Below are 24428 nucleotides of genomic sequence, written 5' to 3'. Positions count from 1 at the left end.
TAGCGAAAGGAGCACCTCCACCATGGCACGCCGCATGAGCCCGGGCTGGCTGACAGTCCAGGAAATTCTCGACGACCTTGGCATCCCGCGCCGGACCTGGCAGAAATGGCGGGAACTCGGCCGGACGCCCAAGTGCAAGCGCCTCCCTAACGGCGAGTTGCGCATCCGCCGCTCGGACTACGACGCCTGGCTCGACTCGCTGGAAGAGGTCGGCACCAGGTGAACAGCAGCTACGACGTCCGGATCTACAAGCTGCAGTACCGAGCCGGACGGCCACGGCCCTACGGCGTGCGTTGGAAGGTCGCGGGCAAGCCGTTCTCGAAGTGGTTCGGCACCGAAGGCTTGGCCGACAGCGAGCGCTCCGAACTCATCCAGGCCGCCCGCCGCGGCGAGGGCTTCGACACCAAGACGGGCTGGCCTCAGTCCAAGCTCCGCTCGCTGCGCAACATCTCCTGGTTCCAGCACGCCACCGAGTACATCGACAAGAAGTGGCCCGCCGCGTCCGCCAACCATCGCATCTCCATGGTCGAGACCCTGGTGACGGTGACCACCGCACTGGTGGCCGGCAAGCGCGGCGAGCCCGATGCCGAGACGCTCCGGGCGGCGCTGCGTCGATGGGCCTTCAACCCGAAGCAGCGGCCCCTCCCCCGACCACCAGAGGTCGAAGCGGCCCTGGCATGGATCACCAAGGCATCGCCGTCCATCTCCACATTCGCGGATCCGGCGGTGTTGCGCGACGTCCTGGACGCGTGCGCGACCAACCTCGACGGCACCCCGTCCGCGCCGTCCTACCTGAGCCGCCGGCGACGCGTGCTGTCGAACGTCCTGAAGTACGCCGTGGTCCAGAAGCGGCTGGCAGCCAACCCGCTCAACGACCCCGACCTTCACTGGGACCCGCCCGTCCGGGACAGCGTCGTCGACGAGGTCGACCCGCGAGTGGTCGGCAGCCCAGCGCAGATGCGCGAGATGCTCACTGCGGTCAGCTACGTCGGCCGCACCCAGGGTCCGCGGTTCGTCGCGTTCTTCGGTTGCATGTACTACGGCATGCTCCGCCCGGCCGAGGCCACCAGCCTGTGCCAGAAGGACTGCCATCTGCCGTCCAGCGGCTGGGGCAAGCTCATCCTGGCCCACAGCAAGCCCGCCGCCGGCAAGGCCTGGACGGACAGCGGCCAGGTGCACGAGGACCGCGGCCTCAAGGGCCGCGCCCGCCGCGAAGTCCGCGTAGTGCCCATCCCGCCCGAGCTGGTCGAGCTGCTTCGCGAGCACATCCGCCGGTTCGGCGTCGCGCCGGACGGTCGGCTCTTCCGCTCCGTCAACGGCGGGATCATCCACCCCTCGACGTACTGGCGCGTCTGGCAGCGCGCCCGCGCGATCGGCCTGGACCCCGACGAGCAGAAGTCACCGGTCCTGGGCCGCCCGTACGACCTCCGCCACGGTGGCGTGTCCTGGCGCCTGTACGCAGGCGTCCCAGCCCCTCAGGTCGCCGAGTGGGCGGGCCACAGCCTCGAAGTGCTTCAGAAGATCTACGCCAAGGTCGTCGCCGGCTTCGACGACGTCTGGTTCCAGCGCATGGACGACGTCCTGGACGGCCACCCCACCTCCACCGACGAAGGGAAGAACCAGTGATCGCCGGGCGACCGTCGACACGGGCTGAGGGACCAATCGTGAAACAAATCGGTACCATGAGCAGTGTTCCTGCTGGTCAGAGGCTTGTTCGCGCGACCTCTCCGGAGCCGTGTGCGCAGGTTCGAATCCTGCAGGGGGCACCCAGAAACGATCAGCCAAAACCCCGGTTGACCAGGCATGACGCCGGTCTCCGGGGTTTCGCGTATGCGCAGCCGTGTGCCGGCGGAAGCCACCGTTCGTCGCCGTCTACGGAACATGCGTGAAACAGGATCGAGGCCATCCGCCCAGGTCACCCAAGCAATCAGCGAGATGCTCGCGACCAAGCGCCTGTCAAGGGTCGGCGGGGCGAAGCGGTCCGGCAAGTGGGGAAGATCAGGATGGTGCGATGTCACCCGAACTGGACCTTGGCCACCGCCGTGCTGAGCCGCGTCATTCCAGGCTCGACCGGCTTCACGCCAGATCAGATACCCGGCCTGTCCGTGAACCGATGGCGGAACTTCCCGATCGACGACCGCGATCCGGACGAGGTCACCACCGCGTTCCTGGAGTACTGCCGGCCTCGCGTGACCGGCCTCCTGATCATCGTCACCGAGGGCAGCTTCAGCACCGGCGCGGGCCCCTTCTTCGTGGCCGACGAGTACTTGGACGAGTTCGCAGCGACCTACCCCGACCTGATCGGTGAGCCGCTCGTAGCCGGCGACACCGTCGTGGTCTCCACGGCAACGGGCCGAGTCATCGTCGTCCAACATGACGGCTGGATCGACATGCTTCGGGGGATCGTGCCTTTCGGCGGCGTCCATCCAGGTAACCCCCAGCGAAACAGCCCCAGTGCGGCACCGCCAAGAGCCGCATCACACGTCGCCGGTCTCGGGGCTCAACAGGAGATCGGACACGCGCCGAGGGCGAGCCGACTCGATGGACTTTAAGGCCTCCCGCAACCGCCACACGCCGCACCACAGCAGCGGCCACCACCGGAACGTGGACTCGCCGAACCACACCGTGACGCCCGGATAGCGCCGTTCGATCTCCACTCGCACCGCCCGGACGTCGAGAGCACGACCGTCCATCGCCGAGGTCATGACGTCGCCCCGCCCCATTCCGCCGACGCGGTTCGCCTTCCAGGAACTCCATGATCCGGCGGGTCGCCCCCTCGACGTCGGAGGACGGGTGGTTGCTGTCGACGCGTCGCAGGCCCTGCGCGTCTCGGCTGTCATGGGGTCGCGCCGCCGCCCGTGCTGTGCGAGACTCAGCCCGCGTCGAGCAGCCGGTAACGCCGGGTAAGGAAGAGAGGCTGCCTAGCACTGCCCGGGACCCTTTGAACTCGCCTAAGTTGCGCCAGCCAACGCCCCTGTACAGGGACGTTGCAAGTTGGCCTGGAAATGTGCGGGGCCTCCCCGACCCCGAGCTGTTGAGGATGGCGGCGGCCGGAAACCGTCTCGTCGCGTGGTGCCCGGTCCCCACGGCCACCTTGAACGTGTCGGCGTAGCCGCTGTTCTTCCCCTCAACGTCTTCCCGGCCCCGAGACCTGCACTTAACGGCGGACGGGTTCTGCCAAGGGGGCGAAGCCATCCCGAAGTGACGCCGAGGGGTGCCCATGACACGGGTCGCGGAGTTGCTGGAGCTCGTCGGCCTCGAGTCGGGCATGGCCGGCCGGTACCCGGACGAGTTCTCCGGCGGGCAGCGGCAGCGCATCGCGATCGCCCGCACGCTGGCCGTCGAGCCGCGGCTGGTCGTCTGCGACGAGGCGATCTCCGCGCTGGACGTCTCGCTGCAGCAGCAGATCGTCGACCTGCTGCTCGACCTGCAGCGACGGCTCGGGCTTGCGTACCTGTTCATCGCGCACGACCTGGCCGCCGTCCGGCGGATCTCGCACCGGATCGCGGTCATGTACCTCGGGCAGATCGTGCAACTCGGGCCAGCCGAGGAGGTCACCGCTGAACACGCCGCCCGCCTGCCGGTTCCGCGGCTGCTGCCCGATCGGCCAGGCCGTCCGTCCCGAGCGGACCGTCTGCGCGACCGAGGCGCCGCCGGTGCGGGAGATCGCGCCGGGACGGCACGTCGCCTGCCATTTCGCGGGCGAGCGCATCGACGCGGGCCCGCCGCTGGGCAGAGGATGGAGAAGTCGCTGTGAGCCCCGTCCCGGAAACCGGCTCGAAGGTCGTGGCGATCGTGCGCGGCCCGGACGACCGCCACCTTGTCCGGGCGGCGACCGTGCTGCGCGACGCGGGACTCCCGCTCGTCGAGCTGCCGCTCACCAACCCGGGCGCGCTGCGCGCCATCGAGCGGCTGGACGGGGTCGGCGCCGGAACGGTGCGGACCCTCCAGGACGCGAGGGACGCGGTCGGCGCGGGAGCCGCGTTCCTCGTCACGCCGGCCGTCGTGGCCGACGCCATCGCCTGCGGCGTCGAGCACGGCGTGCCGGTGTGCGCCGGCGCCCTCTCCCCCACCGAGGTGCTCGCCGCGCACGCCGCCGGTGAAGATCTTCCCGGCGGGGACGGTCGGGTCCGGCTACCTGGCGGCGCTGCGCCAGCCGTTCCCCGACATCGAGTTCGTCCCAACCGGCGGGGTCCACCTGGCGGCGGCCCGCGCGTTCCTCGCCGGCGGGGGCGGCGCCGGTCGGCGTCGGGTCGCCGCTTGCCGGCGACGCCCTGCACGAGCGCGCCCGCGTCTGGGCGGCGCTTTGATCCTCACCTACGGCGCGACGATGGCCGCGTTCCGGTCGGCGGACGCCGGCGCCGCTGCGGATGGGCGGGACCATGGCGGGGGCCGAGTCGACCGTCGCGATCGGCGCGTGCCGGCTGGGCGGCGCGGCCCGCTGGGTCGGCGTCGTCGGCGACGACGAGCTCGGCCGCCTCATCGCGATGCGGCTGCGCGCTGAGGGCGTCCTCACCGGCGGGATCGCCGTCGCCGCCGACGCCCCGACGAGCCTCATCCTCAAGGAGCGGCGCACCGCCGCCACGACCCGCGTCTCCTTCTACCGGCGGCACTGCGCGGGGGCGCTGCTGTCCCCCGAGCACGTGCGGGACGCGGCTGTCCTGCACGTCACCGGTATCACGCCCGCCCTCTCGCCGGCCTCGGGCCGCGCCAGGTCGTCGTCAAGCTCGGCGCCGAAGGAGCGCTCACCGTCCCGGAACCCCGGTCGGGGCGGGCGACGCGGGCGCTGACGGGTTCCTCACGGATCGTCAGGGCCATACGGCGGCCGGGGTCGTCCGGACGCCGGGCAGGCCTGCGGGAGCGGCCGAGGTCATAGTGGAGCGAAGGAAGCGGCCGATGGGGAGTTCTCGGTCGGCGCGGCGAGGATGCGGCCGTCGGACAGGTTGTAGAACCAGCCGTGGACGCGCAGGCGGCCATGAGCGAGGCCGCGTGCGACCTTGGGATAGCGGCGGAGCTTTTCCAGCTGCGCCAGGAGGTGGAGCTGCCCCGGATCGGCGGGGGCGGCCGCCGCGGCCTGCCGAGAGCGCTGGTTGGTGCGGGTGAGCCACCACCAGGTGGTGAACGCGCTGATCGAGAGGCCTCCGGGCCTGAGCGTGCGGACGGCGCCGCAGTCGGAGTGACCGCAGACCACGATGTCGGTGACGCCTAGGACGCCGACCGCGTACTCGATGGTGGCGGCTTCACCGGTGGGACGGCCGGGCCGGTACGGCGGGACGACGTTGCCGACGTTGCGCAGCTCGAAGAGCTGGCCCGGGCGGGCGCCGGTGAGGAAGGACGGGGAGACGCGGGCGTCGGAGCAGGCGATGAACAGCGCTTCGGGCCGTTGCGGCGCCGTGGCGTTCGTTCCGGTCCGGAGATGGGGATGCGGGCTGGTGGACGGGTGCGGGGTGATGGTGCGGGCATGCTGGATCAGCGACTCCATGGCGGGTCTCCCACGGTCGGTGGAATGAGGGGGTGATCGGCAAGACCGCGCCGCTCGCGCAGGGCGAGATCGCGGGCGGCCTGCCCGGGGCGCGTGACGTTCGATCAGAGTCGGAAGATCTGCAGCGACGACGGCGTCAAGGAGTACGCCGCCTGGCTTTCGGCACGCCATTTCCTCGACGGCGGACGACAGAGGCCAGGCCCGCGTTCCAGGCCTGTTCCGGATATGACGGCGCCGAGGTGGCAGCCCGCGACCGCTCTGGAGGCGGTCGGCGCCTCGCCGACGAGCCGCTGGCGCGGTGCGATGCCTCGCTCGCGTTGGCCGGCGGTGTACCAGCGAGGATGCGCGTCTTTCTCTCCGTGGGCGGCGGCGATCGCGTCCGCCACCAGAGAGACGACGGCGACGCCTCGTGAGAGCGTCTCCGCCTGTGCGCCCTGGCCGTGCTGTGCGCCTGCGAGCGGCAGGCGGGTGGTCTGGTGATGTCCGTCGGGATTTGCGGCGAGGTGTCCGGTCAGGAGCAGGGCGAGCACCAGCACCAGCAGGCGGGTCGTGCGGGTGAGGCGGGTCGCCATCCTGGTGTCCATCCGATCCTCGGAACCCTGGTACCAAGCCACCGAATATCACTGTGCGTAGCCAATCATAGCGTGCGCGTTACCAAACGTCACTGCCCTCATGGACAAGAGAGGCTCCGCGTCAGGGTGGGGATCATCACCGTCGCCGGGACGAGGTGCAGTGCGAGGAGGGCGGTGATGGTGGCGGTGTTCGCTCCGGCGAGGAAGGGCGCGATCATCGAGATCGCGGTCAACGACGCCGCCGTCCACGCGAAGCGGGTGGCGGGGCGGGCGCTCCAGCGAAGGAGGGCGGCGGCGATGCCGATGCCCACGACCGAGAAGAAGCCGGTCACCACGGCGAATCCGGGCAACGGGATCGGCTCGCCGCCGTCGGGGACCTCGAAGTCGACGCCGGCGGCCTGGGCGAGCGCAGCGGCGATCGTGGTGGCCGTCATCGCTGCGAGCGTGGCGGCCAAGCCGGTGCCGGCGAGCCTGCGGAGCGGGCGGGGGCGGCCGGTCTGGCCCGATGCCCGGCCTGCGGCGACTCCGGTGTCAGGCGTGCTGTTCATGTTCGTCCTCCATCAGTCGGTGGCCGGCGCAGGGGTGACGATGCGAGCGTCCGCAGCCGGACTACTCCGGCAGGCGCTCGGGGAGCGCGAGCTGCGGGAACCGGTCGGCGTGGAAGGTGGTGATCTCGGTGATCGCGCCGCCGGTGACGCGCAGGACGTCGATCGTCAGCGGCAGGTAGGCGCCCTCGGGCTTCCGCCATTGGTAGAAGGCGACGGCGGGTTGCCGGTTCACACGGGTGAGGACGGTGCGCAGGTGCTCCATGCCCTCGAAGCCGTCGTCGACCCAGCCGTTGACCACCGTGTCGCGGCCGACGTGCAGGCCGGGCGTGGGCGGCATCGAGAAGCGGACGTCCTCGCGCAGCAGCGCGGCGAGCGCCTCGACGTCCGTGGCCACGCTGGCGTCGGTGTAGCGGCGCACCACCTCGCGCGTCCCGGCGTCCTGCTCGCCGCCGGTCCAGTCCTGCCGCTCGGCGGGCAGGTGCTCCCGCATGCCGGCGCGGGCCCGCTGGAGCGCGCTGTTCACCGAGTTGACGGAGTCCCCGAGGAGGTCGGCGACGTCCTTGGCCGGCCAGCCGAGCACGTCCCGGAGGATCAGCACGGCCCGGGGGCGCGGCGCGAGGTGCTGGACGGCGACCAGGTACGCCAGCTCGATCGTCTCCCGCGCGACGGCGACGGCCTCCGGCTCGTCGGCGCCGCCGGCGGGCGGCTCGTCGAGCAGCCGGTCCGGGTAGGGCTGCAGCCACGGCACCTCGCCGCCGGTCGCGGGCTCCGGGCGGCGCTTGGCGAGCAGGTCCAGGCAGGCGTTGGTGGCGATCCGGTACAGCCAGGCCCGCAGCGTCGACCGGCCCCCGAAGGTCTCCCGCCGCCGCCAGGCGCGCAGGAAGGTCTCCTGCACGGTGTCCTCGGCGTCCTCGAACGACCCGAGCATCCGGTAGCAGTGCACGTGCAGCTCCCGCCGGTGCCGTTCCGCCAGCCCCGCGAACGCCGGCTCGTCGACCTCGCCCAGACCGTCCAGTCGCGTGTCCGCACCCATGGCGTCGTCCTTCCGCCTCGTCGTTTCCCGTCGTAGGTATGACGGGTGCGGGGCCGGTAACTCATCACTCGGGCCGGGGGCGGGCGCGAAGAAGGCGTCCCGACCTCCCCAGTAGACACTGGCGTCTTTTTGGCGAATAGTGCTCCCATGAAACGTGCCATCGCGGCCGTCACCGCCGCCGCCGTCCTCGCCTCCCTTCCCGCACCCGCCCTCGCGGCCGCCCCCGAACTGCGCACCGTCGCCCTGCCCTTCCTGTGGCCGACGGCCCGGCTCAACGACGTCACCGCCGACGGCGCGGGCGGTGTCTGGGTCGGCGGCGTGCAGGGCAGGTACTGCATCCGCTGGGGCGACCTCTGCCCCGTGTACAACGACGGGAACCCGGTCGTGCGGCGCCGGGTCGGCTCGTCCTGGAAGGAGTACCCGATCAACGGCTGGACGGGCCAGGGCGAGATCACGCGGATCGCCTCGGGCGCGGGCGAGACCTGGATCGCCGGTTCGAACTCGTACATGGCGCGCTTCGACGGCTCGGCGTTCCAGAAGGTCACCGGTCCGACCGGCTCGGTGTCGGTGCTCGCCACCGGTCCGGCGGGCACCTTCGTCAACGCCTGGGACCTGGAGTCCGGGGAGCGGGTGTTCAAGCGCACCGGCGACGGTTGGACGGTCGTCGACGTGCCCGGCGTCGACTACGTCGCCGACCTGCAGGCGCTCACCGCGACCGACGCGTGGGCGGTCGGGTACGAGAACGGCATCCAGCAGAAGCCCGCCGCCGCGCACTTCGACGGCACGGCCTGGAAGAACGTCCCGCTGTCCGCCGTCTCCGAGAACGACTGGTTCCGCAAGGTCGTCCCGGTCGCCCCGAACGACGTCTGGGGCATCACGGCGCAGCGTCTGGCGCACTGGAACGGAACCGCGTGGACCTGGATCGCACCCCCGGAGGGGCTCGGCGACCTCGTCGACCTGACCGTGGACGCGTCCGGGACCCCCTGGGTCGCGCCGGCGGAGTCCGCGCCGCCGGCGAAGCCCCCGTACCGCTACAGCGGCGGCAAGTGGGAGCAGGTGACGATCCCGTCCGGGGCCATGGTGAACGGCCTCGCCGCCGTACCCGGCGGCATCTGGGGAGTCGGCACGCAAGGAGACGGCCCGGCGGCCTTCAACGGTTCCTGACGCCCGGCCGAGCCGCGGCGGCCACGCGAGGCCGGACCCCGCGCGGACGAGGCGCGGGGGCCGGCGGCCCGTCCCGGAAAACGGAAGTCAGAAGCTTTTGACCTCGGTGATCGCGCCGCGCAGGGTGTCGAGGAACGCCCTGCCGTCCGCGTCGTCGCCCAGGCCGATGTAGAACGAGGCGGGCTCCGTCGTCCCCGTCCACAGCCCGGTCGCGCTGACGCCGGTGTCGATGGCCGAGGCCAGGCCCCGGCCGACGCTCACGTCCTCGAGGCGGATCGACCGGACGTGGACGCCCCGCTGCTCGCCGGCCACGGCCACGACCAGGTAGCGCGGCAGGATCAGCGCGACCGTGGTGTGCTCCTTGTCGGGGTCGCCGGACTTCGTCAGCCGCATGAGCAGGCCCGGGCGCTTGAGCCGCACGCTGCGCGTCGCGCAGCACCACCGCGCCGCGCCCAGCACGTCGCCGAGCTGGTGCGCCTCGGCGTGCGCGGCGATCGCGTCCCGCACCGCCGGATCGAGCGACCCGGCCTCGCACCGCCTGCTGGAACGTTCGTACAGCCGATCCATCCACGACCTCCCGAGATCGCCGCAAGCGTACGGTGGCGCGATCCGGAAACCGGCCCTCGACCTGCGGCGACCGGCGTCCACAAGTGGACGGAAGGCCCCCCGCCCGGGACGCCACCGAGCGCGTTCCGTGTCCCCGCTACGTAGGCGAATCCGTGGTCGCCACGCATGCGCGCAAGGCGGACCGGACGACAGGCTGTGAGCACCTGAACGACCGGCCCGCAGCGGCCCCCGACTCCAGGAGCGACCGTGACCGACACCGCCCCCACCGAGACCTCGAACGCACCGGACGGGAACGCCATGACCTCCCTCGGATCCGTCATCCTGGAAGTCGACGACCCCGCGGCCGCGAAGGCCTTCTACGAGGCCTTCGGGCTGGGCCCGTACGTGGACGTGCGCGCCTCGGACGCGCCGGCCGGCGGCTTCCGCGGGTTCGCGCTGTCCCTCGTGGTGTCCCAGCCCGGCAACGTCGACGCCTTCATGAACGCCGCCGTCGACGCCGGCGCCACGACGCTGAAGCCGGCCACGAAGAGCTTCTGGGGGTACGGCGGCATCGTCCGCGCCCCGGACGGGACGATCTGCAAGATCGCGTCCTCGAAGAAGAAGGACACCGGCCCCGCCGCCCGGGAGATCGACCAGGTCGCGCTCCTGCTGGGCGTCGCGGACGTCAAGGCGAGCAAGCGGTTCTACGTCGCGCGCGGCCTCGCGGTGGCGAAGAGCTTCGGCGGCAAGTACGTCGAGTTCGACACGCCCTCGTCGGCCGTCACGCTGGCGCTCTACCCGCGCCGCGCGCTCGCCAAGGACGCCGGCGTCCCCCAGGAGGGCACCGGATCGCACCGCATCGTGATCAGGGGCGACGCCGGCTCCTTCACCGACCCCGACGGCTTCGCCTGGGAGACCGCGTCCCGATGAGGGCCCGCGGGATCAGACGGCGCCGCCGTTGACGCGAATGTTCTCGCTGGTCAGGCGACGGGGTTGCCGCTGGCGGTGGACTCGGGGACGTCCTCGCGCACGTCCCAGTGCTCGACGATGAGCCCGCCGGCGATGCGGAACACGTCGACCACGGCGGTGCCGCGGGCGCCGGGCTCGGCGGTGAAGAGGCTGTGCGCGAACACCAGGTCGCCTTCGGCGGCCGTCCGGCGGACGTCGAAGCGCAGGCCGGGCAGTTGCCAGCGCAGGCCGTCGATGAAGTCGACGAGCGGCTTGCGCCCGTCCGGCAGGTGAGGGTTGTGCTGGACGAGGTCGTCGGCGAGGAACCGCCCGGACTCCTCGGTGCGGCCCTGGTTCCAGATGGTCTCGATGTAGTCGCGGATGAACTCGGACATGCGGCCGGCCTTTCAGTGCTGGGTGAGGAGCGGGCTCTCGGTGAGGGCCCGGACGGGCCGGGTGCGGCGCGCGGACGCCAGGTGGGCGGCCGCCGCCAGGGCGAGCGGGAGCAGGGCGAGGGCGGAGAGCGGGCGCGCGCCGAGGGCGGGCAGCAGGGCGCTGCCGGCGAGGCTGCCGAGGCTCATGCCCAGGTAGAGGCCGGAGGCGTTCAGCGCGAGCAGGATGCCGCGCCGCTCCGGGAGCAGCTCGACCAGCCGGGCCTGCTGCGGGGCCATGAACAGCCCGCTCGCGAACGCCCACACCGCCAGCGCGGGCAGGGCGAGCGGCAGCGATCCGGGGACGCCGGTCAGCGCGGCGAACCCGGCCGCGAAGCAGCCGAGCGCGACGCCGACGGTCCCCGTCCCGCCGAGCCTGGCGTACAGGCGGGAGCCGAGGACGTTGCCGAGCGTCCCGAGCGCGCCGAAGCCGAACAGCACCAGCGCGACGGTGCCCTGCGCGGCGCCGAACCGGGCGGCCAGGTAGGCGCCGGCGACGCCGTACACGGTGAACTGCGCGGTCATGATCATGAACGTGGTGCCGACCATCGGCATCGCGCCGGGGGCGCGCAGCGTGCCGGCGAACGTCCGGGCGGTCGGCGCCGGTTCCGGTTCCACCGCGGGCAGGAACCGCGCGAGCAGGGCGAACGCGACGGCGGTGAGCGCAGCGACGCCCAGCATCGTGCCGCGCCAGCCGAGCGCGTCCCCCGCCGAGGAGGCCAGCGGTACGCCGAGGACGGAGGCCGCGGTCATCCCGGCGAAGACGGTGGCGAGGGCGCGGGCGCGCTGATCGGCGGGCACGATCGCCGACCCCGCGGCGGACGCGGCGGGCCCGAACACCGCGGCGCCGAGCCCCGCGAGCACGCGCGCCGCGCACAGCGCCGGGTAGTCGGGGGCGAGGGCCGCGGCGACCCCGCCGAGCGCCAGCAGCCCGAGGCCCAGCAGCAGCGCGCGTTTGCGGCACATCCGCCCGAGCAGGATCGTCGCGGCGGGCGCCGCCAGGGCGAAGACCAGCGCGAAGACGGTGACCAGGGTCCCGACCGTGGCCGGCCGGACGTGCAGGTCCCGGCCGATCGGGGCGCTCAGGCCGACGACCGCCAGCGAGGCGGTGCCCAGCGCGAAGTAGCCCAGCGAGAGCGCGAGCAGCGCCGGGCGCGAGGAACGGGTCCGCACGAGGCCCTCCCTTCCGAGGGGTCCGTTGGTGGTGGGGACGCCGCTCGGGGGCGGTCCGCGGCGCCTGAGGCGATCTTCGACCGGCGGGCGGGGGCGGGCACAGTGCCGGACGTCACCGGAGCGGCGTGCATTTTGCACACCGGCTCCGGTGCGCGCCGCACGGCCGTCGACGATCACGGGCGCGGCGCCGGGGCCGCCGCAGCACGCTCCTCACGCGGCGAGAAGATCGTCAAGCGGCTCCGCGAGCCGCGGGCGGGTGAGGGGCCGCGATCCGTCCCGTGCGGTCAGGCGGACGCGACGCCGGCGCGGACGACGGCGTAGAAGGCGCTGAGGTCGCGGATCAGCGCTTCGACGTGCTCGTGGTCGCGGGGATCGGCGTCCAGCAGCCAGTCGGAGATGAGGTCGAACAGCCCGCCGACGAGGCCGATCGCGATGCGCCGCACGTCCGGGCCGGGGGACGCGACGCCGTGCCGGTCCCACAGCGACTCGACGAACGCGGCGGCCCAGCGCCGGTTCCGGCGGCGCTGCCGCTCGACGGCCGCGGAGATGGCGCCCGCGCCGCCGAACGTGACCAGCGCGCGGCGCGGGTCGTCGATCAGGGCGTGCGCGAAGGCCTCGACCAGCATCCGCTCGGCCTGTTCACCGTCGGCGCGGACCGTTTCGAGGCGTTCGAGCATGTACGCCTGGAGCTGCTCGGTGATCTCCCGCAGCAGGGCGATGTAGCAGTCCTCGCGGCCGTCGAACGTCTCGTAGAAGCCCTTGGTGCCGACGTAGGCGTGCTGGCAGATCTGCTCGATCGAGGTTCCGTGGTACCCCTGCTCGGCGAACAGTTCCAGCGCCGAGTCCAGGAGCTGCCGGCGACGCTGCTCGCGGCGCTGCTCGGCGTCGAGCCCCCGGATCCGCCGCGGCCGTGCCCCGGTCGCGGGCTTCCCAGCGTTCATCGGAGGTGAGTCTACCGGCGGAGGGAACACCCGCGATTTATCAACAAGGCACCTTGTTCAGAACAAGGCACCATGTTCTACTGGCCTCGCCACCCCCCGACCATGGAGGCCACCATGGGCTTCAGTTCGTTCCGGAGAGCACTCGGCATCTGCCTGGCCGCGCTGGTCGCCGTGCCGGTGCTGCAGGCCGCCCCCGCGTCCGCCGCGTCCTCGTCCGGGTTCAACGACTACGACTGCCGTCCTTCGGCGGCGCATCCGAACCCCGTCGTGCTCCTGCACGGGCTCGGCGGCAACGGCCCCGGCAACTTCCTCACCCTCGGCCCGGCGCTCGCGGCGGCCGGATACTGCGTCTACGCCGAGACCTACGGCGAGGCTCTACCGCCGATCCCGGTGGGCGGCTTCCAGCCGATCGACGCCTCGGCCCGGGAAGTCTCGGCCCTGATCGACAAGGTCCTCACCAGGACGGGCGCGTCGAAGGTGGATCTCATCGGGCACTCCGAGGGCGGGTTCCTGTCGCTCTACATCCCCAAGTTCGTCCCCGGCAAGGCCGCCAGGATCGACCGGGTGGTGGCGATCGCTCCGCCGACGCACGGCACCTCCTTCGCCGGCCTGGTCGCGATCGCACGCGGGCTCGGCATCATGGACCAGGTCAACCAGGTGATGGCGACGGCAGGCTGCAAGGCCTGCACGGAACTGACCACGGACGCGCCGACCGTCGCGAAGCTCGACAGCGGCCCGATCACCCGGCCCGGCGTCACCTACACCGTGATCGCCTCGACCTCCGACGTCCTGGTCACCCCCAAGGGCGTCTCCTTCGTCGACGAGCCCGGCGTCACCAACACCTACGTCCAGGACCACTGCCCCAACGACCCCGTCGGGCACATCGGCCTCGCCTACGACACCACCGTGGCCGACCTGGTCACCAACGCCATCGACCCCGCACATCCGCGCCCCGTCACCTGCGGAACCGGACTGCCGTTCTGAACCCGCCGACGAGCAGGCCGAAGCCGTTCTCACCGCCGCTGGATTCACCGGCGTCCAGACCGTCTCCAGACGACTCCACACGCGGTTCGCGACGGTCGAGCAGTGGGAGGCGTTCTCCTGGTCGACCGGCCAGCGCGCCATGTGGGCCGCTCGGCGGCAGGGTCGCGCAACGCGTCGCCGGACGGTATCGGGAGGAACGCGGTCTCGATGAGCAGGCCGCCGCCCGTCCTGGGCCGGGCGGTGATCTCGGCGCCGTGCGCGGTGGCGATCGCGTCGACGATGGACAGGCCCAGGCCGTGGCCGTTGTCGCGGCGTACCCGGCGTTCGTCCAGGCGGAGGAAGGGCCGGAACAAGCGGTCGACGGCCTCGGGCGGGACGTCCGGGCCGGTGTTGGCCACCGCCAGGACCGCGCGTCCCTCTCTGGTCCCGACCCAGATGTCGATCTTCCCGCCCGCGACGTTGTGGCGCATGGCGTTGTCGACCAGGTTGGACAGGAGCCGCCGGACGAGCACCCTGTCGCCGAGCAGTGGCGCGCGCTGCGTCGCGACGTCCACCGACAGGCCTCGTCGCGCGGCCTCCGGACGGGCGGCGCGGACGACTTCGCCGGTGACGTCCGCCAGGTCGACGGTCTCGCGTTCGCCGAGGCCGCCCTGGCTGCTCGCCAGGGTGAGCAGTGCCTCCAGGAGGCCTTCCTGCTCGGCGTTGGAGGCGAGCACGTCCGCGACGACCTCGCGCCAGGTCTCGGCGGTGGTGCCGGGGTCGTCGAGGGCGACCTGCAGCATGGCGCGCTCCCTGGTCAGCGGGGTGCGCAGCTCGTGCGAGGCGTTGGCAACGAAGTCCCGCTGAGCGTCGAAGGAGGCCTCGAGGCGCTCGAACAGCTCGTCGAGGGTGTCGCCGAGCGCCTTGAGCTCGTCGTCGGGGCCGCGGAGGGCCAGCCGGCTGTGCAGGCTGCTGGCCGAGATGCGGCGGGCGGCCGCGGTGATCAGGGCGAGCAGGCGCAGGACGCGGCCGGCCGCGAACCAGCCGAGCACGAGAGCGATCAGGGTGACGATCGCCAGGGCGGCCGGCGCCTCGATCAGGACCTGGTGCAGGTCGCTCGCGGCCATCTGCTTGGCCAGTGCGGACTCGAGGCCGGCGAGGTCCGGCAGCCGTCCGTCGGGCAGCTGCTCCTTGCTCAGCGGACCGCCGCCGGAGACGGACACGTCACCTGGCGGAAGGGCCGCCTCGTTGATGTGTCCGACAGGTCCCGCCGGGCCACCACCGCCGTCGCCACCGAAGGCGCCACCCCTTGACCGGGCGAGGCGGTCGGAGAGAACACCCCGGCCCGCCAGGTCCACACTCCTCCGACCAGCACCACGACCACCGCGCCCAGGGCGACCCAGCGGCCACGACCGCGCCGACCCCTCGCCCTCTCCGCGGCGACTTCGATCTCCGCCCGCGGCACGGCCTCCGGCCCCTGCGAAACCGTCTCGTTCATCGTTCACCCCGGGAGCTTCGCGGCAGCGGACCACGGTCCGTGGCTCCTTGCCCGCAGTCCTACACCGGCACGGGTGACAGGCAGGTGACACCCGGCTAGTGGGGGCGTGGGCGCGGGGTCAGCGCTCGGGGGGCCGGGTCGCGGTGCCGAAGATCTGGGGGGCGGCGGGCGGGGGCATTCCCGTGTCGGTGCGGCTGAGCGTGTCGAGCCGGTCGATGACGAAGCCGGCGCGCTCGATCGCCGCGGCCGTGTCGCGGCCCGTGTGGCAGCCGCCGCTGATGAGCGGCCACACGGTGGCGTCCGCGATGCGCTGGACGCGGCGCCCGCCGGGCGTGCCGGCCCGGACGTGCTCGAAGAAGCGCAACTGCCCGCCCGGACGGAGGATCCGGAAGAGTTCGGCGAGGGCCGCGTCCGGATCGGGCACGGTACACAGCACCAAGCAGGCGACGGCCGCGTCGCAGGATCGGTCGTCCGCGGGGAGCCGGTCGGCGACGCCGTCGACGACCTGGACGGGCACCGGCGCCTGCTTCGCGGCGGAAGCGGCGAGGTGCCGGAGATGGGCTTCGGGTTCGACCGCGAGGACCTCGGTGACGCCGGCCGGATAGTGGGCGAAGTTGGCGCCGGCGCCCGCGCCGACCTCCAGGACCCGCCCGTGCAGCCCGTCGAGCAGCCTGGACCGGTAGGGGCCGATGCCGCGCTCCATCAGCGGGCTCATCCGGGCGTAGAACCGCGCGAACAAGGGATGCCGCACGGGCGCCGGGTCCGTCTGGGACGTCATGACTCCCCCTCCGATCAAGGACGGCCCTACCCGCGCGGACGCTCCGCCGAACCGGCCATCGGCGGCCCGCCCCATGGCCGCGCCGCCGATGCCCGCGTGGCAGGTCAGGACGCCTTCGGCCGGCCCGGCGTCAGGACGGCCGCCGCCAGGGCGGCCACGGCCGCGGCCACCGCGGCGAGGCCGAAGCCGTCGGTGAAGCCGGACAGGGTGTCGCCGACGATGCTCGCCGCCGCGACGCTGGAGATCACCGCGGCGCCGATGGAGGCGCCGAACTCGTGGAAGGTGCTGACGATTCCGGAGGCGATGCCGGATTCGTGCGGAGCCACCTGCCCGAGCGCGGTCGCCGACGCGACGACGAAGACGGCGCCGGTGCCGGCGCCCGCGATCGCGATGCCGATCACCACGGTCGCGGGACGTATCGACAGGGCGGGCAGGGCCATGCCGGCGGCGGTGGTGAGCAGCCCGGCCACGCCGAGCGGGCGGGCGCCCGCCCTGGCGATCGCCCGTCCGGTGAGGTTCGCGCCCAGCATCGTCGCGCCCGCGACCGGGAGGAACAGCAGCCCGGTGCGCAGGGCGCCGTAGTCCCGGCCGTGCTGGAAGTAGAACGTGCCGAGGAAGAAGACCGCGATCATCAGGGCGGTCGCCATCGCGATGAGGAACGTGCCGGTGGCGACCGGCCGCCGCACCAGCAGGTCGACGTCCATCATCGGCGACGCGGCGGTCTTCTGCCGCACCGCGAACGCCAGGTAGCCGGCGGCGGCCGCGAGCACGAGCCCGCCGGTCGCGGCGGTGGCCCAGCCGTGGTCGCCGGCGCGGTTGACCGCGTAGATCAGGACGCTGGACGAGGCGGTGATCAGCACCGCTCCGAGCACGTCGAGCCGGGGACGGGGCGCGGCCGCGTGCTGCCGGGGCAGCATCCGGGCGAGCGCGACGAGGATCACCAGGCCGATGGGGACGTTGACGAAGAACACCCACGGCCAGCCGGGACCCGCGGTGAGCAGGCCGCCGAGCAGCACGCCGAGGGCGGCGCCGCCACCGCCGAGCGAGGACCAGACGCCCAGCGCCTTGTTCCGCTCGTCGCCGTCGAACATGCTCACCACGAGCGACAGCGCCGACGGGGACAGCAGCGCCGCGCCGGCGCCCTGCGCGATGCGGCCGCCGAGCAGCACGCCGGCCGAGTCTGCCAGGCCGGCCGTGAGGGACGCCGCTGTGAAGACCAGCAGCCCGGCGAGCACGACCCGCTTGGCGCCCAGCAGGTCGGCGGCGCGCCCGCCGAGCAGCATCAGGCCGCCGAAGGCGAGCGTGTAGGCGCTGACCGTCCAGGTCACGGCCTGGCGGCTCAGCCCGAGGTCGGTCTCGATGTGCGGCAACGCGATGGCGACGACGGTGACGTCGAGGATCAGCATCAGCTGGGCCACGCCGAGGAATCCCAGGATGCGCCATCGCAGCGGATGGGCCGTCCCGGCCTGCGCCTGCGTGCCCCGGACCTCCTGTGTCATCAGAGCCCTCCCCTAATTCGTATGCATGAGTACGACTTACACCGGGGAGCGTAACATGTATGTTCCAGTACGAGTTAGGATGCGGGCATGCCTTCCGCCGCCGGTCCGCGTCGCCGTGCAGACGCCGAGCGCAGCATCGCCCGCATCGTCACCGCGGCCCGCGAGCGGCTCAGCGGCGACCCGAACGCCGGGATCGACGACATCGCCAAGGCCGCCGGGGTCGGCCGGATGACGCTCTACGGCCACTTCCGCACCCGCGCCGACCTGGTCGAGGCCGCTCTGGCCGACGCGTTGCGCGCCGGCGACGAGGCCCTGTCGGCCGTCGACCTGACGGGCGACGCGCGAGACGCCCTCGGCCGGCTGCTCGGCTCCAGCTGGACCCTCGTCGCCGAGTCAGCGGCGCTCCTGACGGCCGCTCAGGGCGTCCTCCCCGCCGAACGCATCCGCGCGCAGCACGCCGCCCCCGCCCAGCGCGTGGAAGACCTCATCCGGCGCGGGCAGGACGAGGGCGTCTTCCGCACCGATCTGCCGATCGCATGGCTGGTCAACGTCGTGCATTACGTCCTGCAGGGGGCCGCCGAGGAGAACCGCGCCGGACGCCTGAAGGCCGAGGAGACCGCCCAGGTCGTGACCGCGACCGTGCAGTCGATCCTCACCCCGCCCTCCGCCTGAGGCCGCGCCCGCCGCCCGAGGCCGCGCCCGCCGGGTCAGGGGCGTGGCGGGAAGGCCACCGTGATGTCCAAGCCGCCTTCGGGACGGGGCTCGGGGGTGAGGGTGGCGCCGTGGACGCGGACGATGGCGCGGACGATCGCCAGGCCGAGCCCGTGCCCGCCGTCATGGCGGACCCGCTGGACGCCGAGCCGCTGGAAGGGCTGGAAGAGGCGGTCGACCTCGTCCGGCGGGACGAGCGGGCCGGTGTTGCCGACCGTCACGACGGCCCGCCCGCCGGTCGTGGCGGTCGCGATCTCGACGGCGCCACCGTCGAGGTTGTGGCGGACGGCGTTGCCGACGAGGTTCGCCATCAGGCTCTCGGCCAGGGCGGGGTCGCCGGCGGCCGGCGCGGCTTCGAGGGCGGCGTCGATGCGGACGCCACGCCGTTCGGCTTCGTCGCGGTGGTCCGCGACGGCCTTCCGCGCGATGCCGGCGAGGTCGAAGGGCTCCCAGCGTTCGATGCCGCGCTCGCTGCCGGCGAGGGTGAGCAGCGACTCGATGAGGCGCTCCTGCCGGTCGCCCCACTTGAGGGCCTTCTCGCAGGCCGACCGCAGGGTCTGCGCGGTGGCGTCCGGCTCGGCGAGCGCGACCTGCAGGACGGTCCGGCCGGCGGCGAGCGGCGTCCGCAGCTCGTGGGAGGCGTTGGCCACGAAGTTCCGCTGCGCCTGGAACGCCGCCTCCAGCCGCTCGAACAGGCCGTCGAGGGTCTCGCCGAGCTGCCGGAACTCGTCGCCGGGGCCGTCGAGGGCCAGCCGCTGGTGCAGGTCGCGGGCCGAGATGTCCCGGGCCGTGCTGGTGATCGTGCGCAGCGGCCGCAGGACGCGCCCGGCGATCAGCCGTCCGACCCCGAGGGCGAGGACGATCAGGACCGCGACCATGACGAGGCCCGCGACGTTCTGCCTCGCGTCGTGGGCGATGGTGCCGGCGACGGACGCGTGCGCGGGCCGGCCGCAGGGCTCCGGGGGCTGCGGGACGGACGGCGCCGCCGTGCAGCCGCCGCCCACGAGGACGTTCGGCTTGAAGATCACCGCGAGGGCGGCGAGGGCGGCGGCGGAGGTGCAGAACACGGCGGCGTAGAGGAGGGTGAGCTGGGTCCGCAGCGTCCACCGCGGCACGCGCGGCCGGCGGAGCACGCGCGGCCGGCGGAGCACGCGCGGCCGGTGGAGCAGGCGCGGCCGGTGGAGCAGGCGCGGCGAGCGGGCCGGGCCCGGTACCGGCGCCGCGGGGCGGGGCGGGCGCATCACGGCTCTCCGATCTGGTAGCCGCCCTCGCGGACGGTGCGGATGACGGGCGGGTCCCCGAGCTTGGCCCGCAGCCGCCGCATCGTCTGCTTGACCGCGGTGGTGAAGGGGTCGGCCGCCTCGTCCCAGACGCGTTCCAGCAGTTCCTCGGCGGGCACGACCCGGCCGGCGGCGCCGAGCAGGCACTCCAGCAGCGCGAACTCCTTCGGACTGAGCTCGAGGCGCCGCCCGGCGCGGAACGCGGTCCGGCGGCCGGGGTCGCAGGTCACGTCGCCGCATTCGAGCACCGGGGGCAGCGCGGTCGCGGGGCGGCGGCCGAGGGCGCGGACGCGCGCGACGAGCTCGGCGAAGTCGAAGGGCTTCGGCAGGTAGTCGTCGGCGCCGAGGCCGAGGCCCTCCACCCGGTCCCGGACCGTGCCGGCCGCGGTCAGCATCAGCACCCGGCTCCCGGACCCGCCGGCCGCGTGCCGCCGGCAGATCTCGTCGCCGTGGACGCCGGGCAGGTCCCGGTCGAGCACCACGACGTCGTAGCGGGTGCAGGCGAGGCGGTCGAGCGCGGCGTGCCCGTCGAGGGCGACGTCCACCGCCATGCCCTCGCGGCGCAGCCCGGCGGCGACGGCGGTGGCCAGGTCCTCGACGTCTTCGGCTACCAGCACTCTCATGATCGGTCCGTGGTCCTTCCCCGGCGGGCGGCCGGTCCGGCTCGGCGCGAGCGTACGCGGCGCGGCTCCGACGATGCCAGGCCGCCGGTATCAGCGGGGTTTCAGCGGCGGGCACCGTGCTGATACCGGCGCCCGCGTACAACCGCTTCCGGAGCGGAACGTCCACGAGCCCGGAAAGGCGGCCACATGAGCCAGGCGACCATCGAAGTCAGCGGCCTGCGCAAACGGTTCGGGCCGGCGACGGCGCTGGACGGCATGACGTTCACCGTCCGGCCGGGCCGGGTCACCGGGTTCGTCGGCCCGAACGGCGCCGGGAAGTCCACCACGATGCGGGTGATCGTGGGCCTGGACGCGCCCGACACGGGGTCCGCGCTGATCGGCGGGCGGCCGTACCGGAGCCTGCGGCGTCCGCTGACCAGGGTCGGGTCGCTGCTGGACGCGGCGGCCGTCCAGCCGAGCCGCAGCGCCCGCAACCATCTGCTGTGGCTGGCCCGCTCGCAGGGGCTGGCCGCCGGACGGGTCGACGAGGTGATCGGGCGGGTCGGCCTGGAGCGGGCGGCGCGCCGCAGGGCGGGCGGGTTCTCCCTCGGCATGCGCCAGCGGCTGGGGATCGCGGCGGCGCTGCTCGGCGACCCGCCGGTGCTGCTGCTGGACGAACCGTTCAACGGCATGGACCCGGAGGGGATCGTCTGGATGCGCGGGCTCCTGCGGGCGCTGGCCGACGAGGGCCGGGCGGTGCTGGTGTCCAGCCACCTGATGAGCGAGCTGGAGGGCACCGCCGACCACGTGGTGATCGTCGGCCGGGGCAAGGTCATCGCCGATACGGGCGTGGCGGATCTGATCGCGCGGGTGTCCGCCGGGCGGGTCGCCGTGCGGACCACCGACCTGCCGCGGGCGACGGCCGTGCTGGTGGACGCGGGCGCCGCCGTCGCCGCGACCGGACCGGACACCCTGGCCGTCTCCGGGGTGCCGGCCGAGCGCGTCGTCGCGCTGCTCGGCGCGAACGCGGTGCCGTTCTCGGAGGTGGCGGCGCAGCGCGCGACGCTGGAGGAGGCCTACTTCGGGCTGACCCGGGACGCGGTCGAGTACCGCGGCGAGCCGGCCGGGGAGGGCACGCGATGACCGCCCCGACGACGACGCGCCAACCCCGGGTCCGGGCCCGCCGGGCGGGGTTCGGGGCGCTGCTGCGAGCCGAGTGGACCAAGTTCCGCACCGTCCGCGGCTGGACGATCGGCATGATCGTCGCGGTGCTGGTCACCGCGGGCATCGCGCTGCTCGACCACAGCTCGTGCGGCGGCGTCACCGCGCCGGGCGGCGCGGACGTGCCCGGCACGGGCTGCTCAGCCCCGGTGGGGCCGGACGGCAAGGCCGTCACCGACGCGTTCTCCTTCGTGCACCGGCGGCTGGACGGCGACGGCGACATCACCGTCCGCATGGCGTCGCTCATCGGCGGGCGGGGGCCGGCCGGTCTGCAGCCGTGGTCGAAGGCGGGGCTCATCGTCAAGGCGGGCACCCGTCCCGGGTCGGCGTACGCGGCGCTGATCGTCACCGCCGGGCACGGCGTGCGGATGCAGTACGACTACACCGGCGACATCAAGGCCCCGCCCGGGGCCGTCACGGCGGCGGCGGCGCCACGGTGGCTGCGGCTCGTCCGATCCGGTGACGCCATCACCGGCTACCAGTCCGCCGACGGCGTCCGCTGGAGCGCGGCGGGCACGGTGCGCCTGCACGGGTTGCCGCCGACCGTGCAGGCCGGGATGTTCGCCACCTCCCCGGCGTCCGCGCAGGGCGGCTCTACGCAGGATGGCTCTACGCAGGACGGCTCCGCGCAGGGCGGGTCCGCGCAGTCGCTCGGCGGGTCGGGCGGGAGCGGCGCCCGCACCCTGGCCACCGCCCGCTTCGACCACATCGGCCTGCGCGGCGCGTGGCCGCCCGGCGCCTGGACCGGCACGCAGGTGGGAGGCAGGCCGTCGCCGGACACCGGGTTCCGCCAGGCCGCCGGCACCGTCACCGTGACCGGGTCGGGGGACATCGCGCCCTACGTGCCTGCGGTGGATGGGGGCGGCGTCGCCGTCGAACGGACCCTCCTCGGGGCGTTCGGCGGGCTGATCGCGGTGATCGTCGTCGCGGCGCTCTTCATGACCGCCGAGCACCGCCGGGGCCTGCTCCGGGTCACCTTCACCGCCGTCCCGGGGCGGGGGCGGGTCCTGGCCGCGAAGGCGATCGTGATCGGCTCGGTGACCTTCGTCGCCGGCCTCGCCGGGAGCACCGCCGCGGTCCTGCTCGGCGAGCGGCTGCTGCGCTCCAACGGCGACTTCGTGTTGCCGGCCGGCACGTTCACCGAGATCCGCGCGGTCGCCGGGACCGCGGCGCTCCTGGCCGTCGCCGCCGTCCTCGCCCTCGCGGTGGGCACGATCCTGCGGCACGGCGCGGGCGCCGTCACCGCCGTCGTCACCGTGATGGTCGTGCCGTACTTCTTCGCGTCCCCGCTGTCGGTGCTGCCCGCCGGCGTCGCGGACTGGCTGCTGCGGGTCACGCCGGCGGCGGCCTTCGCCGTCCAGCAGACCACGCCGCGCTACCCGCAGGTGAGCGCCCCCTACACGCCGGGCAACGGCTACTTCCCGCTACCGCCGTGGGCCGGATTCGCCGTGCTGTGCGGGTACACCGTGCTCGCCCTCGGGCTCGCCACCGTCCTGCTCCGCAGGAGGGACGCGTGAGCATGCGGGAAACGCTGCACGCGGAGTGGACGAAGCTGCGCACGGTGCCCAGCACGTTCTGGCTGCTGCTCGCCGTCATCGTCGTGACCGTGGCGCTGGGGCTCGTGGCGGACGCCGTGGCCCGGTGCCCGTCCGCGGGCTGCGGGCTGGATCCCGCCCGGACGAGCCTGGCCGGGGTCTACCTCGGGCAGGCGATCGTCGCCGTCCTCGCCGTTGTCGCGGTCAGCGGCGAGTACGGCAGCGGCCTGATCCGCGTCACGCTCACCGCCATGCCCCGCCGGGCCGGCGTCCTCGCCGCCAAGGCCGTCACCGTCACCGGCGCGACGCTGTCGGCGGGCGTCCCCGCCGTGCTGGGCTCCCTGCTCGCCGGACGGCTCGTCCTGCCCGGCCATGGCTTCACCGCCGCGCACGGCCGTCCGCCGCTGTCGCCGGACGACGGGGCCGTGCTGCGCGCCGCCGCCGGGACGGTCCTCTACCTCGGGCTGATCGCCCTGCTCAGCCTGGGCGTCGCGGCCGCCGTGCGCGACGCGGCGGCGGCGATCGGGACCGTCCTCGGCCTGCTCTACCTCCTGCCGCTCCTCACCACCGTGCTCGGCGGCTCCCGCCTGGCCCGGCACCTGGAGCGGCTGTCGCCGATGACGGCCGGTCTCGCCGTCCAGGCGACCACCGGCCTGCGCGGCCTGCCGATCGCACCGTGGGCGGGCCTCGGCGTCCTCGCCGCCTGGGCGACGGCGGCGCTCCTCATCGGCGGGCTGCTGCTCCACTTCCGCGACGCGTGACCGGGACGGGGCGGGTGGCGCGGTCTGGTGAGACCGGCCACCCGCCGTCGTGCGCGCCGGGTCAGCGCCGGACGAGGCGGCGAGCGGCCAGCCCGCCGCCGGCGGCCAGGACCAGGCCGCCGAGAAGCAGAGGCATCCGGCTTCCGCCGGAGCCGTCCTTGTGCGCGGGAGCGTAGCCGCCGGCCATGCCCTGCCGGTCGTAGGCCGAACCGGGCATGCGACCGCCGTAGCGCTTACCGACGGCCCGCTGGTAGGCGGCGAGCGAGACCGACGGCGCGCCGGCCGCCTGCCGCGCCTCGGCGTTGAGAGGGCGCACCCGGCCGTCGCGCAGCGCGTACCAGGCGTTGATCTGCGGCTCGCGGAACACCGTGCCGCCGTTGCGGGCGTAGTCCTCCTCGTCCGCACCGGACGCGATGTTGGCGAGCCGCCACGTCCCGTCCTTCCGGACGGTCCACACCGACGCGTGCTGCCCGTCGGCCGAGACCGCCTCGGTGGCGAGGAACGACAGCCGCGCGACGGTGTCCGAGGCGCCGGTGACGAACCCCGGGTTCAGGTCGTAGACCGGCACGGTGGCGCCGGTCAGCCGGGGCGCCATCCGCTCCGCCGCGGCGGCGGTGACCTGCCCCGTCCTCCCCCGTCCGGCGAAGAAGCGGGCGAGGGTCGGGGACGCCGCGGCGGCGGCCTGCCGGGCGGCGGCCACGTCGGCGGCGCGCGGCGGGGTCGGGGCGCGAGGGTCTCGGAG

26 protein-coding genes and 1 pseudogene are annotated in these 24428 nt (G+C 73.7%); 13 read left to right on the top strand and 14 right to left on the bottom strand.

Going from position 1 to position 24428, the window contains the following annotated elements; translation table 11 throughout:
• The first annotated feature begins 22 nt into the window (after positions 1 to 22).
• The 6 genes and pseudogenes from F9B16_RS20990 (at position 23) to F9B16_RS20960 (ending at position 4790) form a co-directional block, all read left to right on the top strand.
• Entirely contained in the window at positions 23 to 223 is a 201-nt protein-coding gene (locus F9B16_RS20990; RefSeq protein WP_151541811.1) for a helix-turn-helix transcriptional regulator, read from the top strand.
• The gene (locus tag F9B16_RS20985) at positions 220 to 1626 is read left to right on the top strand and encodes a tyrosine-type recombinase/integrase (protein WP_151541810.1); all 1407 of its coding nucleotides are present in this window, start codon (positions 220 to 222) and stop codon (positions 1624 to 1626) included. Before F9B16_RS20990 ends, F9B16_RS20985 begins: the two co-directional genes overlap by 4 nt.
• Before the next feature lie 404 nt (positions 1627 to 2030).
• Positions 2031 to 2552 (top strand): hypothetical protein, encoded by a 522-nt coding sequence (locus F9B16_RS20980; protein WP_151541809.1) that lies wholly within the window; start codon positions 2031 to 2033, stop codon positions 2550 to 2552.
• 668 nt (positions 2553 to 3220) lie between these two features.
• Complete coding sequence (locus tag F9B16_RS53885; RefSeq protein WP_151541808.1) at positions 3221 to 3757, top strand: ATP-binding cassette domain-containing protein; 537 nt, start codon at positions 3221 to 3223, stop codon at positions 3755 to 3757.
• Positions 3754 to 4216, top strand: a pseudogene (locus F9B16_RS54150) (bifunctional 4-hydroxy-2-oxoglutarate aldolase/2-dehydro-3-deoxy-phosphogluconate aldolase); the annotation flags it as partial. The gene F9B16_RS53885 and the pseudogene F9B16_RS54150, both read left to right, overlap by 4 nt.
• Positions 4217 to 4382: 166 nt before the next feature.
• Entirely contained in the window at positions 4383 to 4790 is a 408-nt protein-coding gene (locus F9B16_RS20960; RefSeq protein WP_264159743.1) for a PfkB family carbohydrate kinase, read from the top strand.
• An 80-nt stretch (positions 4791 to 4870) separates the two neighbouring features.
• Here F9B16_RS20960 and F9B16_RS20955 read toward each other — a convergent pair whose 3' ends face one another.
• The 4 genes from F9B16_RS20955 to F9B16_RS20940 form a co-directional block, all read right to left on the bottom strand.
• A complete protein-coding gene (locus F9B16_RS20955; RefSeq protein ID WP_151541805.1) occupies positions 4871 to 5482 on the bottom strand; it encodes a carbonic anhydrase in 612 nt (203 codons plus the stop codon).
• 104 nt (positions 5483 to 5586) lie between these two features.
• Positions 5587 to 6066, bottom strand: coding sequence for a hypothetical protein (locus tag F9B16_RS20950; RefSeq protein WP_151541804.1), 480 nt, complete (start codon positions 6064 to 6066; stop codon positions 5587 to 5589).
• 86 nt (positions 6067 to 6152) lie between these two features.
• Complete coding sequence (locus F9B16_RS20945) at positions 6153 to 6602, bottom strand: DUF6069 family protein (protein ID WP_151541803.1); 450 nt, start codon at positions 6600 to 6602, stop codon at positions 6153 to 6155.
• 61 nt (positions 6603 to 6663) lie between these two features.
• Positions 6664 to 7635 (bottom strand): RNA polymerase subunit sigma-70, encoded by a 972-nt coding sequence (locus tag F9B16_RS20940; protein WP_151541802.1) that lies wholly within the window; start codon positions 7633 to 7635, stop codon positions 6664 to 6666.
• A gap of 147 nt (positions 7636 to 7782) precedes the next feature.
• Between F9B16_RS20940 and F9B16_RS20935 the strand changes: the two genes are divergently transcribed.
• Positions 7783 to 8799, top strand: coding sequence for a hypothetical protein (locus tag F9B16_RS20935; protein WP_151541801.1), 1017 nt, complete (start codon positions 7783 to 7785; stop codon positions 8797 to 8799).
• Between the two features lie 87 nt (positions 8800 to 8886).
• Here F9B16_RS20935 and F9B16_RS20930 read toward each other — a convergent pair whose 3' ends face one another.
• Positions 8887 to 9366, bottom strand: a complete 480-nt coding sequence (locus F9B16_RS20930; RefSeq protein ID WP_151541800.1) for a hypothetical protein — start codon at positions 9364 to 9366, stop codon at positions 8887 to 8889.
• A gap of 297 nt (positions 9367 to 9663) precedes the next feature.
• Here F9B16_RS20930 and F9B16_RS20925 point away from each other — a divergent pair, with 297 nt between their 5' ends.
• Complete coding sequence (locus tag F9B16_RS20925; RefSeq protein WP_151541833.1) at positions 9664 to 10275, top strand: VOC family protein; 612 nt, start codon at positions 9664 to 9666, stop codon at positions 10273 to 10275.
• Positions 10276 to 10325: 50 nt separating this feature from the next.
• Here F9B16_RS20925 and F9B16_RS20920 read toward each other — a convergent pair whose 3' ends face one another.
• From F9B16_RS20920 to F9B16_RS20910, 3 genes are all read right to left on the bottom strand, one after another.
• On the bottom strand, positions 10326 to 10688 hold the full coding sequence (locus F9B16_RS20920) for a nuclear transport factor 2 family protein (RefSeq protein ID WP_151541799.1): 363 nt from the start codon (positions 10686 to 10688) through the stop codon (positions 10326 to 10328).
• A gap of 12 nt (positions 10689 to 10700) precedes the next feature.
• Positions 10701 to 11897: an MFS transporter gene (locus tag F9B16_RS20915; protein ID WP_151541798.1), complete on the bottom strand. Its 1197-nt coding sequence runs from the start codon at positions 11895 to 11897 to the stop codon at positions 10701 to 10703.
• A gap of 284 nt (positions 11898 to 12181) precedes the next feature.
• A complete protein-coding gene (locus F9B16_RS20910; RefSeq protein ID WP_151541797.1) occupies positions 12182 to 12838 on the bottom strand; it encodes a TetR/AcrR family transcriptional regulator in 657 nt (218 codons plus the stop codon).
• Between the two features lie 114 nt (positions 12839 to 12952).
• Here F9B16_RS20910 and F9B16_RS20905 point away from each other — a divergent pair, with 114 nt between their 5' ends.
• Positions 12953 to 13822, top strand: a complete 870-nt coding sequence (locus F9B16_RS20905; protein ID WP_225991812.1) for an esterase/lipase family protein — start codon at positions 12953 to 12955, stop codon at positions 13820 to 13822.
• Positions 13823 to 13866: 44 nt separating this feature from the next.
• Here F9B16_RS20905 and F9B16_RS20900 read toward each other — a convergent pair whose 3' ends face one another.
• From F9B16_RS20900 to F9B16_RS20890, 3 genes are all read right to left on the bottom strand, one after another.
• Positions 13867 to 15024 carry a sensor histidine kinase gene (locus F9B16_RS20900; protein ID WP_151541795.1) on the bottom strand — a complete coding sequence of 386 codons (1158 nt, stop codon included), beginning with the start codon at positions 15022 to 15024 and terminating at the stop codon, positions 13867 to 13869.
• 393 nt (positions 15025 to 15417) lie between these two features.
• Entirely contained in the window at positions 15418 to 16077 is a 660-nt protein-coding gene (locus F9B16_RS20895) for a class I SAM-dependent methyltransferase (protein ID WP_151541794.1), read from the bottom strand.
• A 104-nt stretch (positions 16078 to 16181) separates the two neighbouring features.
• Complete coding sequence (locus tag F9B16_RS20890; RefSeq protein WP_151541793.1) at positions 16182 to 17576, bottom strand: MFS transporter; 1395 nt, start codon at positions 17574 to 17576, stop codon at positions 16182 to 16184.
• An 87-nt stretch (positions 17577 to 17663) separates the two neighbouring features.
• On the opposite strand from F9B16_RS20890, the gene F9B16_RS20885 reads away from it, so the two are divergent.
• Positions 17664 to 18248 carry a TetR/AcrR family transcriptional regulator gene (locus F9B16_RS20885; protein ID WP_151541792.1) on the top strand — a complete coding sequence of 195 codons (585 nt, stop codon included), beginning with the start codon at positions 17664 to 17666 and terminating at the stop codon, positions 18246 to 18248.
• Between the two features lie 35 nt (positions 18249 to 18283).
• On the opposite strand, the gene F9B16_RS20880 is transcribed toward F9B16_RS20885, so the two are convergent.
• Positions 18284 to 19438: a sensor histidine kinase gene (locus F9B16_RS20880; RefSeq protein ID WP_225991811.1), complete on the bottom strand. Its 1155-nt coding sequence runs from the start codon at positions 19436 to 19438 to the stop codon at positions 18284 to 18286.
• 89 nt (positions 19439 to 19527) lie between these two features.
• Positions 19528 to 20190: a response regulator transcription factor gene (locus tag F9B16_RS20875; protein ID WP_151541790.1), complete on the bottom strand. Its 663-nt coding sequence runs from the start codon at positions 20188 to 20190 to the stop codon at positions 19528 to 19530.
• Between the two features lie 186 nt (positions 20191 to 20376).
• Between F9B16_RS20875 and F9B16_RS20870 the strand changes: the two genes are divergently transcribed.
• From F9B16_RS20870 to F9B16_RS20860, 3 genes are read left to right on the top strand one after another with little or no spacing between them, the layout of a single operon-like run.
• A complete protein-coding gene (locus F9B16_RS20870) occupies positions 20377 to 21312 on the top strand; it encodes an ABC transporter ATP-binding protein (RefSeq protein WP_151541789.1) in 936 nt (311 codons plus the stop codon).
• A complete protein-coding gene (locus tag F9B16_RS20865; protein WP_151541788.1) occupies positions 21309 to 22907 on the top strand; it encodes an ABC transporter permease subunit in 1599 nt (532 codons plus the stop codon). Before F9B16_RS20870 ends, F9B16_RS20865 begins: the two co-directional genes overlap by 4 nt.
• 2 nt (positions 22908 to 22909) lie before the next feature.
• Entirely contained in the window at positions 22910 to 23686 is a 777-nt protein-coding gene (locus F9B16_RS20860) for an ABC transporter permease (RefSeq protein WP_151541832.1), read from the top strand.
• A 61-nt stretch (positions 23687 to 23747) separates the two neighbouring features.
• Here the strand turns inward: F9B16_RS20860 and F9B16_RS51000 are convergent.
• A partial coding sequence (locus tag F9B16_RS51000; protein ID WP_192808904.1) for a hypothetical protein occupies positions 23748 to 24428 on the bottom strand: 681 nt, incomplete at its 5' end.

This window comes from Actinomadura montaniterrae (assembly GCF_008923365.1).
Taxonomy (GTDB): Bacteria; Actinomycetota; Actinomycetes; order Streptosporangiales; family Streptosporangiaceae; genus Spirillospora; species Spirillospora montaniterrae.
The sequence above is the reverse complement of the archived record's forward strand: the minus strand, read 5'-3'. Positions and strand labels throughout refer to the sequence as shown.